Origin of the sequence: Marinobacter sp. es.042, from assembly GCF_900188315.1 — a bacterium.
GTDB lineage: Bacteria > Pseudomonadota > Gammaproteobacteria > Pseudomonadales > Oleiphilaceae > Marinobacter.
The window spans coordinates 3,159,594-3,177,222 of sequence record NZ_LT897781.1; the positions used below are offsets into that span (position 1 = coordinate 3,159,594).

16 protein-coding genes are annotated in these 17,629 nt (G+C 57.3%); 10 read left to right on the forward strand and 6 right to left on the reverse strand.

What is annotated here, in order from left to right; genetic code table 11:
* Positions 1-76: 76 nt before the first annotated feature.
* From CFB02_RS14745 to CFB02_RS14760, 4 genes are all read left to right on the forward strand, one after another.
* Positions 77-1,345: an FAD/NAD(P)-binding oxidoreductase gene (locus CFB02_RS14745; protein WP_088558591.1), complete on the forward strand. Its 1,269-nt coding sequence runs from the start codon at positions 77-79 to the stop codon at positions 1,343-1,345.
* Between the two features lie 131 nt (positions 1,346-1,476).
* Positions 1,477-3,852, forward strand: coding sequence for an EAL domain-containing protein (locus CFB02_RS14750; protein ID WP_088558592.1), 2,376 nt, complete (start codon positions 1,477-1,479; stop codon positions 3,850-3,852).
* A gap of 24 nt (positions 3,853-3,876) precedes the next feature.
* Positions 3,877-5,166, forward strand: coding sequence for a sensor domain-containing diguanylate cyclase (locus CFB02_RS14755; RefSeq protein WP_088558593.1), 1,290 nt, complete (start codon positions 3,877-3,879; stop codon positions 5,164-5,166).
* Between the two features lie 60 nt (positions 5,167-5,226).
* Positions 5,227-5,598: a VOC family protein gene (locus CFB02_RS14760; protein WP_088558594.1), complete on the forward strand. Its 372-nt coding sequence runs from the start codon at positions 5,227-5,229 to the stop codon at positions 5,596-5,598.
* On the opposite strand, the gene CFB02_RS14765 is transcribed toward CFB02_RS14760, so the two are convergent.
* The 3 genes from CFB02_RS14765 to CFB02_RS14775 are packed head-to-tail and all read right to left on the reverse strand — an operon-like array spanning position 5,599 to position 10,328.
* Positions 5,599-7,860, reverse strand: coding sequence for an ATP-dependent DNA helicase (locus CFB02_RS14765; protein ID WP_227519235.1), 2,262 nt, complete (start codon positions 7,858-7,860; stop codon positions 5,599-5,601).
* Entirely contained in the window at positions 7,857-9,566 is a 1,710-nt protein-coding gene (locus CFB02_RS14770; RefSeq protein ID WP_088558595.1) for a VRR-NUC domain-containing protein, read from the reverse strand. Before CFB02_RS14770 ends, CFB02_RS14765 begins: the two co-directional genes overlap by 4 nt.
* A gap of 27 nt (positions 9,567-9,593) precedes the next feature.
* Positions 9,594-10,328, reverse strand: coding sequence for a polysaccharide deacetylase family protein (locus CFB02_RS14775; protein ID WP_227519236.1), 735 nt, complete (start codon positions 10,326-10,328; stop codon positions 9,594-9,596).
* Between the two features lie 459 nt (positions 10,329-10,787).
* Here CFB02_RS14775 and CFB02_RS14780 point away from each other — a divergent pair, with 459 nt between their 5' ends.
* The 5 genes from CFB02_RS14780 to folM all read left to right on the forward strand — a co-directional run bounded on the left by CFB02_RS14780 (position 10,788) and on the right by folM (position 15,494).
* A complete protein-coding gene (locus CFB02_RS14780) occupies positions 10,788-11,774 on the forward strand; it encodes a TRAP transporter substrate-binding protein (RefSeq protein WP_088558597.1) in 987 nt (328 codons plus the stop codon).
* Between the two features lie 59 nt (positions 11,775-11,833).
* The gene (locus CFB02_RS14785) at positions 11,834-12,325 is read left to right on the forward strand and encodes a TRAP transporter small permease (protein WP_088558598.1); all 492 of its coding nucleotides are present in this window, start codon (positions 11,834-11,836) and stop codon (positions 12,323-12,325) included.
* 1 nt (position 12,326) lies between these two features.
* Positions 12,327-13,607 (forward strand): TRAP transporter large permease, encoded by a 1,281-nt coding sequence (locus tag CFB02_RS14790; RefSeq protein ID WP_088558599.1) that lies wholly within the window; start codon positions 12,327-12,329, stop codon positions 13,605-13,607.
* 145 nt (positions 13,608-13,752) lie between these two features.
* Positions 13,753-14,775, forward strand: coding sequence for a LysR family transcriptional regulator (locus CFB02_RS14795; protein WP_227519237.1), 1,023 nt, complete (start codon positions 13,753-13,755; stop codon positions 14,773-14,775).
* An 11-nt stretch (positions 14,776-14,786) separates the two neighbouring features.
* Positions 14,787-15,494, forward strand: a complete 708-nt coding sequence (folM, locus tag CFB02_RS14800; RefSeq protein WP_088558600.1) for a dihydromonapterin reductase — start codon at positions 14,787-14,789, stop codon at positions 15,492-15,494.
* Between the two features lie 5 nt (positions 15,495-15,499).
* On the opposite strand, the gene CFB02_RS14805 is transcribed toward folM, so the two are convergent.
* Together CFB02_RS14805 and CFB02_RS14810 are read right to left on the reverse strand one after the other, a co-directional pair.
* Positions 15,500-15,940: a DUF4864 domain-containing protein gene (locus CFB02_RS14805; RefSeq protein WP_062783665.1), complete on the reverse strand. Its 441-nt coding sequence runs from the start codon at positions 15,938-15,940 to the stop codon at positions 15,500-15,502.
* Between the two features lie 83 nt (positions 15,941-16,023).
* On the reverse strand, positions 16,024-16,455 hold the full coding sequence (locus CFB02_RS14810; protein WP_088558601.1) for a hypothetical protein: 432 nt from the start codon (positions 16,453-16,455) through the stop codon (positions 16,024-16,026).
* A 77-nt stretch (positions 16,456-16,532) separates the two neighbouring features.
* Here CFB02_RS14810 and CFB02_RS14815 point away from each other — a divergent pair, with 77 nt between their 5' ends.
* Positions 16,533-16,823 carry a DUF6482 family protein gene (locus tag CFB02_RS14815; protein ID WP_014578848.1) on the forward strand — a complete coding sequence of 97 codons (291 nt, stop codon included), beginning with the start codon at positions 16,533-16,535 and terminating at the stop codon, positions 16,821-16,823.
* An 18-nt stretch (positions 16,824-16,841) separates the two neighbouring features.
* Here the strand turns inward: CFB02_RS14815 and CFB02_RS14820 are convergent, their stop codons facing one another.
* A complete protein-coding gene (locus CFB02_RS14820) occupies positions 16,842-17,627 on the reverse strand; it encodes an SDR family NAD(P)-dependent oxidoreductase (protein ID WP_088558602.1) in 786 nt (261 codons plus the stop codon).
* Positions 17,628-17,629: the final 2 nt, after the last annotated feature.

The window sequence follows — 17,629 nt, forward strand, 5'->3', positions numbered from 1 at the left end:
GAACCTTTTGTTTGGTACCCTTTGATATATCTCAAGCTAACTCGCGCACAGCAAACAAAGACAAGAGGTTCGAGGCATGACCAGCAACACAACCACCACGGGCAGCGTCAAAACCCATACCGTCGTCATCGTGGGCGGCGGAGCGGCCGGTATATCGGTGGCATCAAGCATCCACAAGCGGGATGGCAATATCGACATCGCCATTATCGAGCCGGCTAACCGGCACCACTACCAGCCGGGCTGGACCATGGTGGGTGGTGGGGTTTTCCGGCCAGAAGTCACCTCCAAGCCCATGTCAGAAGTGATGCCAAAATTCGTATCCTGGTACCAGCAACCGGTAACCGCCATCGACCAGGACAACAACCAGGTTTCTCTGGGTGACGGTTCCTCCGTGGAATACAAAGCCCTGGTGCTCGCTCCCGGGCTAGAGCTGAACTGGGCCGGCATCGACGGCCTTGAGGAAGCGCTGGGCTCCAACGGGGTCACCTCCAACTATAGGGAAGGCATGGCCAGCTACACCTGGGACATGGTGCAGAAGCTCAAGAAAGGCCGGGCTCTTTTCAGCCAGCCGCCAATGCCGATTAAATGTGCCGGCGCCCCTCAGAAAGCCATGTATCTGTCTGCCGATTACTGGCTCAAGCACGGCGTGCTCAACAATGTGGATATCCAGTTTCACAACGCCGGAGCCGTCTTGTTTGGTGTCGCCGATTACGTCCCGGCCCTGGAAGCCTATATCGAAAAATACGGCATCGACCTGAATTTCCAAAGTACCCTGGTTGCTGTGAACGGACCTGCTAAAACGGCTGTGTTCCGCTCAACAGATGGCGACGGCAATACCGAAGACCGCGAGGTCAGCTTTGATATGCTGCACGCGGTGCCCCCGCAGCGGGCGCCGAAGCTGATCCGGGATTCTGCCCTGGCGAACGAGGCCGGCTGGCTGGACCTGGAAGACGACACTCTGCGCCACAAAACCTACGCCAACATCTTTGGGCTTGGCGACGCGAGCGGAACCGGCAACGCGAAAACCGCTGCCGCCGTGCGCAAGCAGGCACCCGTGGTGGCTGAAAACCTCGTGGCCACGCTCCGAAACCAGCCGCTTGAAGCCGCCTACCTGGGCTATGGCTCCTGCCCGCTGACGGTCGAAAACGGCAAGATCGTGCTCGCGGAATTTGGCTATGGCGGCGTACTCCAGCCCAGCTTCCCGAAATGGATCAACGATGGCACCAAAGCGACCCGGGCGGCCTGGTGGCTGAAGGCCAAGCAGCTGCCAATGCTGTACTGGCACGGGATGTTGAGGGGGCACGAGTGGCTGGCCAAACCGGCGCCGCGCTCAGCAGGGCGTTAGTCATACGACAAAACTGGCCAAAGTCGAAGAATCCACCCATAGTGTGAGGTAAATGGAGCGGTCTGCGAGCCAGCTCCGCGAACTGGTGGTGAGGTTCAAGTAACGACTGAACCTCGTTCGGAGACTGGCCGATGGCAAACCCGGGTATCGAGAAACGCAGACTGGCGGCGCTTGAGCGGCTCGGTATTCTAGATACAGCGCCAGAGGAGCGCTTCGAACGGTTGACCCGGATTGCGAAGCATTATTACGGGGTGAAAACCGCGCTCTTCTCGATTCTGGACACCGAACGCCAGTGGTTCAAATCCCGCCAGGGCCTGGACGCATCCGAGACACCCCGTTCCGTTGCCTTCTGTGACTACGCTATCCAGCAGGACAAAATCCTGCTGGTAGAGGATGCTGCCAAAGACCCCCGTTTCCGGAACAATCCTCTGGTTACCGGTAAACCCCATATCCGATTCTATGCCGGTATGCCGGTGCGCGAACCCAGTGGTTTCAAGATCGGCACGCTCTGCATCATTGATGACAAGCCCCGAAACTTCACCGAGATCGAGCTCGACGTGCTGCGCAGCCTTGCGAGTATTGTGGAGGACGAACTTGAAAGAGCCTTTCTCTCCACCGCGACCGGCGAGTACGTCAAAGTCTCACACCTCAGCCGCGCGATTCACCGGGCTCAGAATGTCTTTTTGACCAGCGAAAACGAACACGCGGCCTTCGAGTTGATGCTCAATGATCTGCTGGGACTCACCGGGAGCCAGTTCGGATTCATTGGCGAGGTGCTCCACCGTGAAGACCAGACGCCTTACCTGAAAATCGGTGCGATCACCAACATTGCATGGAGCCCGGAAACCCAGGCACTTTATCAAGAGGTTGAGCGCCGGGGCATGATTTTCGACCGTCTCGACAATATCCTCGGCCTGCCAATGACCACTGGCGAGGTCATCGTTTCCGACGAGGTGACCTCGGACAACAGGGCAAAGTGTCTGCCAAAAGGCCATCCCCCCATCAATGCTTACATAGGCATACCGGTCCTTTCCGGGGATAGGCAGATTGGGCTTATCGGCCTGGCCAATCGCCTGGGCGGTTACAACGCCAGACTGGCCGAGGAACTGGAACCGTTGACTCAGACCGTTGGCAACCTGATCGAGCGTAAGCGTCTGTATCAGGAAAAGCGGGAACACCAGAAACATCTGGAACAAGCGGCCAATTACGACGCACTCACCGGCCTGCCGAATCGGCGTCGGATGACCGAACTGTTTGAACAGGAGCTGTTTGAAGCCAACCAGCGCCAAGGCCTGGTTTCGGTATGCTTTATTGATCTCGATGGTTTCAAGGATATCAACGACCAGCATAGCCATGCCGTCGGCGATGCCGTATTGAAATCGGTCGCCGATCGATTGCTTGAGAGTGTCAGGGCTCATGATGTGGTTGCACGTCTCGGCGGCGACGAATTCGTGGCCATCCTGAGGGATGTCAACGACGAACGGGTCTATGCCAGGCTCCTGGAAGCCATCCGCCAGCCGATAAATTACAAACGCAATGTTCTGCATTTATCCGGCAGCATGGGTGTGACGGTCTATCCCGAGGACGACTCGGACACCGACCAGTTGCTTCGCCATGCGGACCAGGCAATGTACGCAGCCAAAGAGGCAGGCAAAAATCATTACGTACTCTTCGATTTGGATTCCCACTACACCCGAAAGGAACGGATCAAAGTCATTGAGCAGATGGATAGCGCCATCGTGTTGGGCCAGCTCGAACTCTACTACCAGCCGAAGATTCATTTCGGCAAACAACGGGTCGAGGGCTTCGAGGCACTCATCCGCTGGAACCATCCCGAGGATGGCCTACTGGGCCCGCACCATTTCCTGGACCATATTGAATACACCGAATATGCACGCAAAGTCGGCAACTTCGTGCTGGGTGAGGCCATCTCACGCCTTCAGGAGTTTAACAGTAATAAGCTGCCTTATACCCTGAGCGTGAACCTGAGCCCGTCGCACTTTCTTGGCCCGAGCTTTCGGGGAGACCTTAAGGCGGCCCTCAACGATTGCCCGTTAGCAATACGTTCGCGCCTGGTTCTCGAAGTCCTGGAAACGACTGCGCTGGACGATACCGACCGCGTTCTCGAGAATCTCAGCGCTTGCCGTGAGCTGGGTGTTGACGTCTCGCTCGACGACTTTGGCACCGGCTACTCGTCTCTGGATCTTTTCCGGCGGCTGGCGGCTCAAGAGATCAAGATAGACCGCTCGTTCGTATTAGATATGCTCAATAATCCCGACAGTGACATGATTGTCAGTGCCATCATCAGCCTGTCGAAAAGCTTCCGGCGAAGACTGGTGGCCGAGGGAATTGAGTCAGCCGAAGTAGAAGCTAAACTGATGGAACTTGGCTGTGATCTGGGTCAGGGTTTCTACTACAGCAAACCTCTGCCTTTGGAGCAGGCCCTTGAATGGGCACAGCGTTTTGACTGGGAGAGCCGGAAAAAACGGAATGACTGGGTGATCTGAACGTCGTACTCAGAGTGAAGGAACATGGAACTGACACCGGAAATCCGACTGAAAGCGATTCTCGAAGGCACCGGAGCAGGTACCTGGGAATGGAATCTCGATACCGGGGAGGTTATCTATAACCCCCGTTGGGCCGATCTTCTGGGTTATCAGCTTGAAGAGCTGGAACCCGTCACCTTCAAGATCTGGGAAAACCTTTGTCACCCAGAGGATCTTAAGGAAGCCTGGGAAGCGCTGAGACGCTACCTGGATGGTGACTCCCCCCTGTTCGAATGCGTCGTTCGGATGCTCCACAAGGGCGGCGACTGGCGCTACATCCACACCCGCGGCACACTGCTTACCGACGAACAGGGCGTGGATACACGATGGCTGATGGGAACCCATCTGGATGTCACCCGGGAGAAGCTCAGCCAACACCAGATGGAGCAACTCGCCAAATCCCTGCCGGGCATCATCTACACTTTTGTGCTGGAACCAGGCGGTCGCTACTTCTTTTCCTATCTGAGCGAAAAAACCCGGGATTTCTATGGGTTGACCGCCGAAGAGTGTCTGGATGACCCCGACAAAATCTTTAACCTGATCCATCCGGATGATCTCCCGAGGGTGCATGAGAGCATCGCCGTTTCTGCCCAAACCCTGGACGAGTGGATCTGCGAATACCGCGTTCAGACCGAGCGCGGCACGTACTGGCTTAAGGGCGTGTCGCGGCCCGAGAAAGACACGGATGGCAGAATCAGCTGGCATGGAATGACCATCAATATCGACACCGAGAAGAACCTGGAGCTCGAGCTCGAACAGCTTTCAATTACTGATGAGCTGACCGGCCTTTACAACCGCCGGTACATGTTGAGGAAACTTCAAGAGTCGGTGGCACTAAGCGAACGGTACGGCGATACCTTTTCGCTGATTTCCCTGGATATCGATTTCTTCAAAACCATCAACGACTCCTACGGACACCCCACCGGCGATGCGGTGCTGCAACGGTTCGCCGATATTATCGAATCCAGGACCCGAAAATCCGATATCGTGGCACGTACCGGAGGTGAAGAGTTCATTATCTTCATGCCCAACACCGGGCTGTCTGAGGCGGGGCACGTGGCGGAATCCCTGCGCATCGCCCTGCAGACAGAAAGCTTTGTCAGTGATGAAGGCGACAAATTTGGCATTACCTTCAGTGCGGGTGTGGTTAACTGGTCCGGGTCAGAGTCCCAGACCACATCTGTGCGGGATTTACTTTCAGCCTGCGACCAGTCCATGTATGCCGCCAAGAGAGCCGGGCGGAACCGGATAGTGGCCGATGGCAACGGAGAATGATCCCGGCGCAACATTCAACGTATTCATTACGCCCAAAACAATCAGCAACGGAGAAAAAACATGATCGGATACGTCACCCTTGGCGTCAGTGATATGGAAAGAGCAAAGGCATTCTATGCCGATTTGTTGAGCGACCAGGGGGCCAAAGTGCTTCTGGATATGGGACGCATCGCATTTATCGGCAAGAGCATGAGCGCCCCCATGATCGCGGTTTGCGTTCCCTTCAACGAAGAACCCAACCATCCCGGCAACGGCAACATGGTCGCACTGCCTGCGGGTTCGAAAGAAGACGTGGATGCCATGTACAAGAAGGCCATTGAGCTCGGCGCCACCTGCGACGGCGAGCCCGGTCAGCGAATCCCCAACCAATTCTACGGTGCCTACGTGAAGGACCCGGATGGCAACAAGCTGGCGTTTTTCGTATTCGGTTAACTACTCTGCTGCGCTGAACCACCAGCGCGGCAACAGCCGGTTGATGGCCGGCTGCAGAAACCGGTCATCAATCAGCCAGATTACACCTTTGTCTTCCGGGGTCCGGATCACCCGCCCGGCCGCCTGGGCCACTTTCTGCAACCCCGGAATCAGATAGGTGTAGTCGTACCCGGCGCCAAATCGCTGCTCGAGCCGAGCCTTGAGGATTTCATGCCAGGCATCGAACGGCGGCAAGCCCAGGGTGGCCACAAAGGCACCGATCAACTGATCACCGGGCAGATCAATGCCTTCACTGAACACCCCGCCCAACACCGCAAACGCCACACTGCCCTCCGGGTTCCGGAAACCGGCCAGAAAATCTGCTCGCTTCTGAGGCGACATGCCCGGTTGCTGAGCTCGCTGGGGTATATCCGGCGCCTGCTCCGCCAACGCGGCGCTGGCCTGCTTCGCGTATTTGAAGCTGCTGAAAAACGCCAGGTAATGCCCGGGCCGCTCACGGAACTGGCGGGCGATCAGGTCGGCAATCGGTTTGAGTGATGCCTCCCTGTGAGCCTGGCGGGTGCTGATGCCGGGCGTGAACTGCACCTGCAGCTGGTCGGCGCTGAACGGGCTGGGCAAGGAGGTAAAACGGGAATCCTCGGGCAATCCCAGCAAATCCCGATAGTAAACACCGGGGCTCAGGGTGGCGGAAAACAGCAGAACCGAATGCGCCGCTTCAAACCGCTCGCGCAGGAAATCCGCCGGGATCAGGTTCTGGATGGTCAGGCTGGCCCGCCCCCGACCGGCGCGCTGGAATTCACACAGGGAATGATCACCAAAGGAGTCCGCCAGCTTCATGAAGGCGACGCTTTCAAACAAAAGCTCCTGCAGGGCCAGATCCGGGGGATTATCGGCCAGGTAATCGGTCAGGTTCGAGACCATCGCCTGCAGGGCACCCAGCAATTGCGTCGGCAACGTCTCCAGAAACTCCGCGCTCTGTGTATCAGCCTGGTAATCCCGGATCAGGCTCTGCCAGGCGCGGGCGGTGCGATCAATGGCGGATTTCAGCGGCGTCGGTGCGGTTTTTTTGATCCTCAGCAAACGCTGCTGATCCAGCCGAACCGAATACATACTCCGGCCACGGTCCACCAGGTTATGGGCCTCATCCACCAGTACGCTGGCCTTCCAGCTGTTCTGGCGAATCAAACCGTGGAGCAGGGCGGATTGATCGAACAGCCGGTTTACGTCACCGATCACCACATCGCTCCACCGGGCCATTTCCTGGGCCAGAAAGTAGGGGCAAATATCGTGACCGGCGGCGATCTTCGCCAGGGCGAGCTGGTCCAGCGTGCCTTCGCTCTGGGCGGCTTCCGCCCGGGCGTCGGGCAGCCGGTCGAAAAACCCTTTCGCCAGTGGGCAGGAATCGCCATGACAGGCCTTGTCCGGGTGCTCGCAGGCGTCGTCTTTCGAGACCAGTTCCAGGGTTCGCAGTGGCCAATGCTGGGCAGCTTGAGCCGAACGCAGACGGGCAACTGCATCCATGGCCAGCTGACGGGCGGTATTGCGACAAGTGAGGTAGAACAGGCGGTCCTGGCCGGCTGCTGGCATCGCCATCAACGCCGGGAACAGGGTGCCGAGGGTCTTACCCAGGCCTGTGGGGGCTTCCAGCAAAAGGGTGCCGGACTTTACCGAGTTTTTGTACACCGTCTCCGCCAGCTGGCGCTGCCGGGGGCGAAACGCGGGGAAGGGGAATCTTAGGCCTGAAAGCAGGACATTGCGCTGCTCGCGGTGATGTTCTTCCTGCTCAGCCCAGGCCTTGTAATGACTACACAGGGTTTCCAGTTCCTGCCAGAGCTCTTCGGCACTGGCGGTCTCCACCACTGGCGTTTCCTCGTCTCTACCAGTGTCGTAATAGATCAGTGCCAGCTCCAGGGTTTTCCGGTTTTCCTGCCGGCACAACAGCGCGCCGTAGGCTCTCAGCTGAGCGCGATGGAGTGCCCGCTGATGCTCACGGATTCGGGACAGGTCACCCCGATGGGTTTTGATCTCTTCCAGCCGGCCTCGGTGGGGGTTATAGATATCGGCGCGGCCGGAAAGCAATAACCCCATGCATTCACCGGTCAGTAAATGCTCGCTTTTATAGCCGTAGCCGCGCCGGGACTGGATTGCCTGATGGCCAGCAATGCCCTCCTCGGCACTGGGTGCCGGGGTATAGCGGAAGTCCAGGTCGCCCTTGCGCGCGGCAAACTCGCACAGAGTCCGGACGGCAACTCTCACCGTCATTCCATCGCCTCGCTCGCCTGCCAGCGCACGTAACAGACACTGGCGGGGATGCCTTCAATCGCGAAGAATTCGAGCCAACGGATCTGATGGTCCTGCAAGCGGTCACCCGGCCCCTTCACTTCGATCATTTCATAACGCTTGTCAGGCTCAGCCGCATTGGGGAGAAACCGGATCAGATCAGGAAAGCCGCTGCGATGCCCCCGGATATTCAACAGCAAGCGACGGAACAGGCGCTCCAGATCCGCCGGTGGCAGACAGTCCAGCGCCAGGCCGAGCAGTTCCTCATTGAGGACCGGCCAGATCACGAACGGATTGGTGGTGCCCTGTTTGGCCCGGTAATTCGCCAGTATCCGATCCCGATAGCTGCCATCCGCCAGCAGCGCAAAGCATTGCTCGAACGATGCCTTCCGACAGCTGACGAAATCTTCCCGGGTAAGGTCCGCCGGACCCACATGGAAGGGATGGAAAAAGGCCCCCGGCACCGGCGCAAAAATGGTTTGCCAGCACAGCAGGCCGAACAGGCCGTTGATCAGGGTGTTCTCGACATAAAGCACGGGCGCCTCGTCCCGATACAGGTGGTCCCGAACGGCATATTCGACCGACCCGACCTCTGGCTTCGGCAGGGTCAGGGTGATCTCCCGGATGAGCGGCTGCTCCGGAGGCGGCGGCGCTATCTCGCCAAGCCGGCTCGCAAGCCGCTTGAGAATCCGCGCCAGACCCTGGGCTTCAGCATCGCTCAGTTCCTGGTTCTGCCACTCGGAGGCAATGGCCCAGGCTTCCCGGTGACGCTTTATCCGCTCCAGCAACCGGAGCTGTTTCAGCCGCGCTTCCCGATGGCCGCTGCTGGCGAAAGCCTCTAATGCCAGTTCCCGCTCCCCCTGGCGCTCCGCCTGCCGGCCCAATTCCAGCAACAGCCGGTCACGGCGGCTGGTCAGCCAGGCGTTATTCGAGGGCGAAGGAACCGCCTGCCAAACCTCGTGGGCGGGTACGCCCTGGTCCAGCCATTCCCGGCACTGGTGCATGGCAAGATACAGGTCGACCTCGGAACGCTGCTGAAAGGCCCGGGAATCCGGTGTGAAAGTGACCGGCTCATACTGCTGATGGCCCAGCTCCACCAGCACAAAATCGGACCAGCTCTGGCGAAGATTGCCGAAAAACATCAGGCGCACCCGGTCAAAAAGCGCCATGGTCTTGAGCCTGACAACCGGCCTGGCGTGCTGACCGAGCCAGTCGGCGACGATCAGAGGGTCGGGAAACCGCAGAAGCAGGGCGTCGCGCATCCGGCCCTTGGGCAGGTTGGCGGGCTCTCCGGCTGCCTTTAAAAGCGGCTCCATGGCCGGACGCAGTTCTCCAAGCGTGAACAATCTGAACAGTTCATCCAGGCTGAGCAGGGGATTGGTATCCAACCAGCCTGCCTCCATGATTTCGTCGAGGGCACTGGCCTCTGGTACGCCGAGCTCCGGATACTTGAGCTTGTCCGACCGGAAGAGATCGCCCGTGCGCATCACCATTCGGGTCAGCAATGCCCGGGCCGGCATTGAAAGGGTATGGAAACTGGCCAGTCGATCCAGCTCTTCTGCTGTCAGCAAGTCACCGTGATGGCTCTGGACCCAGCCAAGGACGGTTTCCATGTTCTCGAGGTAGTACAGCGGATTGTTCAGATCTGCGGTACCCGGTTGTCGGCTTATCGGGTTCCGTACTGCCATAACAATGTGGGCGTGATGCCTCCGGTATCAATCGTCGAAAAATGGTCTCACATAATCAAAGATCTGTCCTCTGGTGGTTAGCCACAGTTCATTTTGCCCGGCACACCGTTTGACAATCTCCTCAAAGGCCCAGGCGCCCGCAGGCCTGCCGTAGCAATGGCCGTGAACAATTACGTCGAGAATCAGCGTTTCGCGATTGCTTGCCAACAGCTTGTCCAGTGTCGCGGTGAACATCTCGACAAACTGCTCGGGCGTTCTGCCAAATCGCATGGCGTGAGGCAGATCATTGAAATCGATGGTTACCGGGATCGCCATTATGGAACTTTCGGAAAACCGCTGAAGGTAGGGTCGATCATCATCCAGTGCGTCGCCGTGCCATTTGTAGCCATGCAGGGACAGACGGTGCTGGACGTCCATATCGGAGGTGATTCGGGGACTGATCCAGCCGCCAGGCTTCTGGCCGGTGGCTTGCGCAATCAGCGCGGTCGATTTCTGTATGTTGTCCTCGATCTGCTGTTCGTTCAGATACGGGAAAAGCATGTTCTGGCCATAGCTGTGGCCGATAATCTCATGCCCATAATCAAAGCGTTTTTTGAGCTCGGCCGAACAGTGTTCTGCAACCAGTCCAGAGGTAAACACACTGGTGGCCACACCGTATCTCTCTGCAATATCGAACAGCCTTCTTGCGCCGACGTTGGCGTTGTAGCGTCCATAACTGTCAGCGTTGGGATCTACCCTGTCTCCTGCAAGAACATTGCCCATGGGATTTACACTGGAACAGGAATCCGGTGTCCACATCTCAAACGCGATATTAAAATTAATCGCCAATCGTTTGTTTTCGGGCCATAAAAAGTCTTTTCCCAGGCGCTCTATTTCACATGACAATTCCTGGCTCATCGCTTTTTCCTTTTTTTATAAATAGCAAACCGCATTAAATAAATAATCAGACAACATTTAAATAATATGATTTATCCCTTTTTGCAAATTCAATTATATTCAGCTGCTTATGAATGAAATTCAGCAGAAATCCTTTTTTAGTTTCATTCACAAATAGCTGAATAATATTAAATTTGCGCTTTTGTTTTTGCTGCCCTAAATTAATTTTACCGATCGAAATCGGAGCAAATAATCACAAATAAATTTGGCACAACCTGCCTGACTGGAAAACAAATGCCATCAAGAAAAAACCTTTTCCAGTTTGATTTACATCGGAGAAAAACAATGAAACTCATGAATCGTAAATTGATCGCCGCCGCCATCCTGGCCAGCGCCGCCACGTTGAGCCAAGCCCAGACAACCATCAAGCTCGGCTGGACCACGGCCGACAGTAAGGTCGACCCGTACGCCATCGCCGCCCACTACTTTGCGGAAGAACTTGAGGCTGCCGCTCCCGGCGAATTCAACGTTCAGTTCTACCCGAACCATCAACTCGGCAACGACACCGCGATGCTGCAGGCCATGCAATTCGGAACCATGGACGCTGGCGTGATTACGGGGACCCAGGTCGGTACTCTGGAGTCTGCGTTCCAGCTCAACGATCTGCCTTTTCTGTACGCCAACAACCAGCAGGCACACAAAGTTCTGGATGGCGAAGTCGGCCAGACGCTGCTTTCCAAGCTGGACGCCAAAGGCATCATCGGGCTTGGTTTTCCGGAAGCCGGCTTCCGGCACACCATTAACAATGAGCGGCCAATCCGCACACCGGAGGATTTCAACGGTGTGAAGCTGCGGGTACAGCCCAGCGACCTGTTTATTGCCAGCTTCCGCGCCATCGGCGCAAACCCGGTACCCATGGCCTGGAGCGATGTTTTTACCGCGGTACAGCAGGGCACGGTCGACGGACTGGAAATTCCACTGCCTGTCATCTTTGCCAATAAATATCCGGAGGTGACGGACTATCTGTCACTGACCAGCCATACCTACAACGCGCTGGCCCTGCTGATGTCCAAGCAGACCTTCAACAAACTCTCCCCGGAAACCCAGGAACTGGTTCAGCAGGCCGCCAAACGGGCCATTGATCGCCAGCGCGAGACCGTTGCATCCAATAACGGTGCGGTTCTTGACCAGATTGAGGCGGCGGGTATGACCGTTAATGAAGTCGACGATGTCGAGGCGTTCCGGAGCAAGGTTGCCAACGTCTACGACGAATACCGCAGCAAGATTGGCGCGGATATTCTCGACAAGGCCCTGGAGCAGGTAGCCGAGTAACGCTACCTGCCGGGGAACACCCCGACGCTATAAGGGACTTTTGACCGGGAACCGTTTGGATGTATCAGTATCTGGATAAATTTGGAAACGCCCTGGCCCTAGGGTCCCAGGCTGCCGGAGTGGTGACTGCTCTGGTCATGATCGGCAGCCTGCTACTTGGTGTCTTCTACCGTTACGTGCTTGGTGATGCGCTGGTATGGAGCGATGAAGTTGCAGCTCTGGCGTTCACCTGGACGGTCTTCCTGTTCGCCAGCGCGCTGGTCCGCACCGGAGGCCATGTTCGGGTAACCCTGCTGGTCGATTCACTGCCGGCACTCCTCGGTGAACTGGTTGAACGGAGCATCATGGTGCTGATCATTAGCTTCGGGCTTGTGATGCTCTGGACTGGCTGGAACTTCGCGGAGTTCACGGCCGGCCAGGTATCGCCCGCTATCCGCTATCCAATCTGGGTCAAGAATGCAGCGGTTCCCGTCGGAGGCGCGCTGATCAGTATTCATGCCCTGATTCTTCTTGTCCGGCCACGGCCGATCCACAAATCCTCGGAGCATTGACATGGGTGAGATTGGCCTGGTCATGATAATTGGCCTGATTGTTCTCCTGGCCCTCGGTGTACCCATTGCGTTCACAATCGGACTGCTGGCGGCTGTGGGCATCTGGATGGCCGATGTAAATCCGATGATTCTGCCCCAGCAATTCATTGCCGGAAGCAGCGTCACGAGCCTGCTCGCCATTCCCGGTTTTATTCTGGCAGGTGAGGTGATGAGCGCCGGCGGCCTATCCCGGCGGCTGGTGCGTGTTGCCGAAACCTTCTTCGGGCATCTGACTGGCGGTTTGTCCATGTCCACAGTTGCGGCCGGAACTTTCTTTGGTGCGATTTCAGGTTCCGCACCCGCCACGACAGCAGCCGTCGGCTCCATCATGATCGATGAGCTGGAAGACCGCGGCTACCAGCGCGGGTATGCCGCGGCACTTGCGACCGCGGTGGGACCGCTGGGGCAAATGATTCCGCCCTCCATCCCGATGGTCATCTGGGGTGTACTGGCGGAGGAATCCATCGCCAAGCTGTTCCTGGCTGGCATCATTCCCGGTCTGATTGCCGCCACCGGTTTTTGCGTAGTAAGTGTCCTTTACGCCCGGCATCACGGTGTCGCCAAGGAAAAGCGGGCCACCGGTAAAGAATTCCTTTTCGCTCTGAAGGATGGCATCTGGGCTCTGCTTGCTCCGGTTGTCATCCTAGGCGGCATCTATAGCGGCATGTTCACGCCCACCGAGGCCGCAATGGTGGGTGTTCTGTACAGCACCATCGTTGGCCTGTTCCTGTACCGCGATCTGGACTGGAAAAAAATGCCCTCGATCCTGATGAGCTCAATGAGAACGACCGCCGTTATCATGTTTATCGTGGCGGTGGCTTACGGGTTTGCCTGGGTAATGGCCAGTGAACAGATTCCGGCCCAGCTCACCCAGGCGCTGCTTGCGCTCACGGACAACCCAATCATCCTGTTGCTGATCGTCAACCTCATGTTGCTTCTGCTTGGCGCCGTCATGGATAACATTTCAGCGATGGTCATCCTCAGTGGCGTGTTGATCGGCCTGGGTCAGCAGATCGGCCTGGATCCGATCCAGTTGGGCGCCATGGTGGTCATCAACTTTGCCGTCGGCATGGTAACGCCCCCCGTTGGCTATTCCATCTTCGTGGCCTCAAGCATCAGCGGATTGCGAGTGGAGACTGTCGCGCGCCACATCTGGCCGTTCATGCTGGTATTGCTCGGGGTTGTCGCGCTGGTGGCCTATGTGCCAGCCATTACCCTCTGGCTGCCCGCAACCTTCGGCTGAGCTCCCGGCCTCCTGAGCCGCCTTTCAGTACCTCTCCCCAAAGCCGCTTCTGTCAGCCGGTGCTCGATACCAGAGCACCGGCTTTCCTCTGATTGCTGACGCCCCGAATCTGGCGCAAATATGCCGGGTCTGCGAGACTTGTCAAATGCCTCTGGCAATTACCGGGCGGCCTGAACAGAACGCGCTGGCAGGGGCACGTTGTGATAACAATAATGACGGCAAGCTGCGAGTATTGATAAATATGGTGAATTTACGCGATTTTGATCTGAATTTACTGGTAATTTTCGCCAACATCATGGAGCAACGATCGATCTCAAAAGTCGCCAATGAGCTTGGGCTATCTCCCTCGGCCGTCAGCCATGCACTCGCTCGTCTGCGTCTGATGCTCAACGATCAGTTGTTCTACCGCACCGCCAAAGGGCTGGAACCCACCGAAAGAGCCAAAGAACTCATTGTTCAGGTCGAAGATGGCCTGTCCTACCTGTCCAGCGCCATCAGTTCTCAACAGCAATTCGTGCCGGCCGAATCCAAGCGCGTGTTCAGTATGCAGGTGGCCAATTATGTTTCCGGTTTTTTCCTGCCAAGTTTTTCCCAGCGGATTCGCGAGGAAGCGCCGAATGTCACCATCGATATTCTGCCCTTCTCAATTTCCACCGAGAGCTCCGAGTGGGACCGGGTCGACGCACAGATTCGTTTGACCCCCGGGCGTCTGAAGCCCAAGGCGGTCCGCAGTAAACGCCTCATGGCTGATGACGTTGTAGTACTGATGCGGCCCGACCATCCCAGCGCCTCGGAACCCATGACACCAGAGCTGTACGCCCGGCTGCCCCATGTAAAACTGTCCCAGGCGTCCACCGGTACAACAGTGATTGATGATGCGCTCGCCGGGCGCGGCTTTGAAAGGCATTCGGCGCTGATCGTGTCCAGCTGGGACGCTATTCCCGATATTCTGATGAAGACGGACCTGATTGCCATAGCGCCGCGTCGCCTGCTGGCGCTGGATCCCCGTCTTAAACACTTCAAATCCGCGCCTCTGCCACTGGAAGAGGTCGTGTTCTCCTTTGACCTCTGCTGGGATCAGAATTCAGAAAAAGAATCCGGCCATAAATGGCTCTGCGAAACGATTATTGACGTATTCAATGCGGAGATTAAGCAGATTGAAACCTGATTGGAGACGTCATGACCGCACCCATCCTGATTACCGGCGCCGGCCAACGCATTGGTCTGGCCTTTGCCAGAGCCTGTCTTGACCGCGGCCAGCCCATCATCGTCACCTATCGAAGCTATCGACCGGCTATCGACGCGCTGCAGAAGGCGGGGGCAGTGTGTCTCCACGCGGATTTTGCCACGAATGAAGGCATTGATGACTTCATCCAGGCCCTGAAATCCAAAACGGACACGCTCCGTGCCATTATCCACAATGCCTCGGACTGGTTACCAGAGAGCGAAGATTCCGACCCGGCAGACGTGATGAACGCCATGATGCAGATTCACGTGACCACACCATACCTCATCAACCTGGCCTGCCGATCGATGCTGGAGCAGGGCGATACGACCACGGATATTATCCACATGACTGACTACGTGGTGGAGAAGGGCAGCGCCAAACACATTGCCTATGCCGCCAGCAAGGCAGCCCTGACCAACCTGACCCTGTCGTTCGCTCGTCTACTGGCTCCGAGGGTCAAGGTCAATGCCGTTGCGCCCTCCCTGATCATGTTCAACCAGGGCGATAGCCAGGCGTACCGGGAGAAAACCCTGAAGAAGTCGCTTATGGGAATAGAACCGGGGGCTGAGGTCGCTGTCGCCACGCTGCAGTTTCTGCTGGACAACCCCTATATCACGGGCCGGACCCTGCCCCTGGATGGCGGGCGGCACCTGGTTTGATCCCTTTAAATACCCAGCTCGGCCGGCTGGAGTCTCACGCCGGCCACCTTCCAGGCCCCTTCCGTGAGCACCATCCGGTAATAGGCGTCCCATCGCTTGCCTTCCGGCCCCTGCAACCGCACCACCTGGATTTCAAAGGCGCCGTGGGGCACGCGCTGGGTAAACTCGATGGCCGTGGCGTTGTGCACCGCCGGGTAGGCTTCACGAACCATGTCGACAAACACCTGTGACGAGCCGAATCGACGCTTGATACCCTCGGAGGCGTGGGCCCAGGCCTGCTCCTCGTCGTTGTTCGCAAACGCTTCGATCTGGCGCAGGATGGTGTCGCGGATTTCTGCGTCTTTGTCGCTGGCCACAGACTGTGGGGACCCGAGAACCGCGAGGCCAATGAAAGCCAGAAGCACGGGAATCAGCCACTTTCCGAAAACGATGTGTTGGTGACCCATGATGGCACCTCTCTATTGTTCATCTTTTAAACAATACGGTCGGATCAGGGCTCCGGATTCGCGTTCCGCCAGCCAGCTTACTCTCACCGACGACCCTTCTCCGGCCAGATAATCTTCATCAGGGCTCGACGCTTTGGATCCGGGAAGGCAATGGCGTTGTCAGACCTCGCGATTGACAGGACCTCGCCGAGCATACGAAACAGTTCAATGTTGTCGTGAACACAACGGGGAATGGCCTCATCTCTCAGAAAATGCAGGTAGCGCTCCAGATTCTCCTCATCAGGCCGCCAGTGATCGCCAAAGGCGTTCCGGAACAGGGCCCGGGTGGCAATGGCTCGCCATTCGTCGCGATACCCGGTATCGAGCCTTTCCGGATACACGTACAGGTCTTTGATTTCCTGATCAATTTTTACTTCCACGTGGTCCGGGGGAAACAGCATCCGCATGGCCAGCAGGTCGTAGCTGTCATTCAACTGCTCGTCCACGGCGGCTTTGACCAAATCAATCCTGCTCATAATTGCTCGTTTTATGACCTGTAACGGAAAGCGTTTCGTACTGTTCCTTACGACAATAAACCTGCGGGAGACTTCCCATGCACATGGACACCGGCGAACTGAAAAAACACAAGCACGACACGATTTCTCTGTTGGAGATTGTCTCGATGGAAGGGCGCTATTACATGGCGCGGTTCTATCTGGATGGTCAGGGCTACGTTCTGACGGACCCCTACGACAAGCCAGTGATGTTCACCGGAGCCTGCGCGGTGCGAGAACATTTCCACGAATACGAGGTCGAGCGCACCGAGGTGATTCCGCCGACTGGAACCGATGAAATGATTGGTATGCCTGACAGCGGCTCCGAAACCATGCGGGTCCCTCTCTAGGGCCCGCTTGACGTTCCCCTAGCTTCCAGCGAATGAGAGCGAATCCACCAGATCGGCGCCGTTGAACACGGCCCCGTGAAAATCGCTCTCCGGTATCTGATTGAGCGTAAACACGATGGCACTGGCGGCCTGTTCGGCACTCAGGCAATCCCCCGACGCCAGACGATTAGCCAGCCACTCCGCGTGGGGCAGATCTAACTTGCCCGCCTTATCGATATGGCTTCGAATACCCGGCGTATCCACCAGCCCCGGCTGAAAGAGGCTGACAACCGGCCCGTCCGACATGGTGTCGAACTCAACGGACATCTGACGCACCAGCCGACGCAGCGCCATCTTGCTGATCCCGTAGCTGCCCGTTCCGGGTTGCGCATGCTTGTCCATACCCGCACCAATCATCACGATTCGCGACGCGGGATCACCCCCTTTGAGGATCGGTAACAACGATTGGGTGAGCAGCATGGGCGCGGACACGTTCACGGCCAGGGCTTCCTGGAAATCGATGAGCCCAAGGCTGGCAAAATCCGCAGCCGGCTCACCCACGCCAGCGCAATACACGAACGCTGAGAGATGATCGACGGCATCACTTACCTGTTGAGCCAGATTGCGGGTGCTTTCGGGATCCGCAAGGTCCACTTCCAGCGTCATCACTTCACGGTCGGGCGCCTCCACGCGGAGCTTCGTCGCGACCTCCTCCAGCTTTGACACGGTGCGACCTGCAAGGATCAGGTCGTGGCCTTGAGCAGCAAGTTCCAGGGCCAGAGCCCGCCCAATGCCCGACCCCGCGCCAGTGATCAGTGTCCACATAG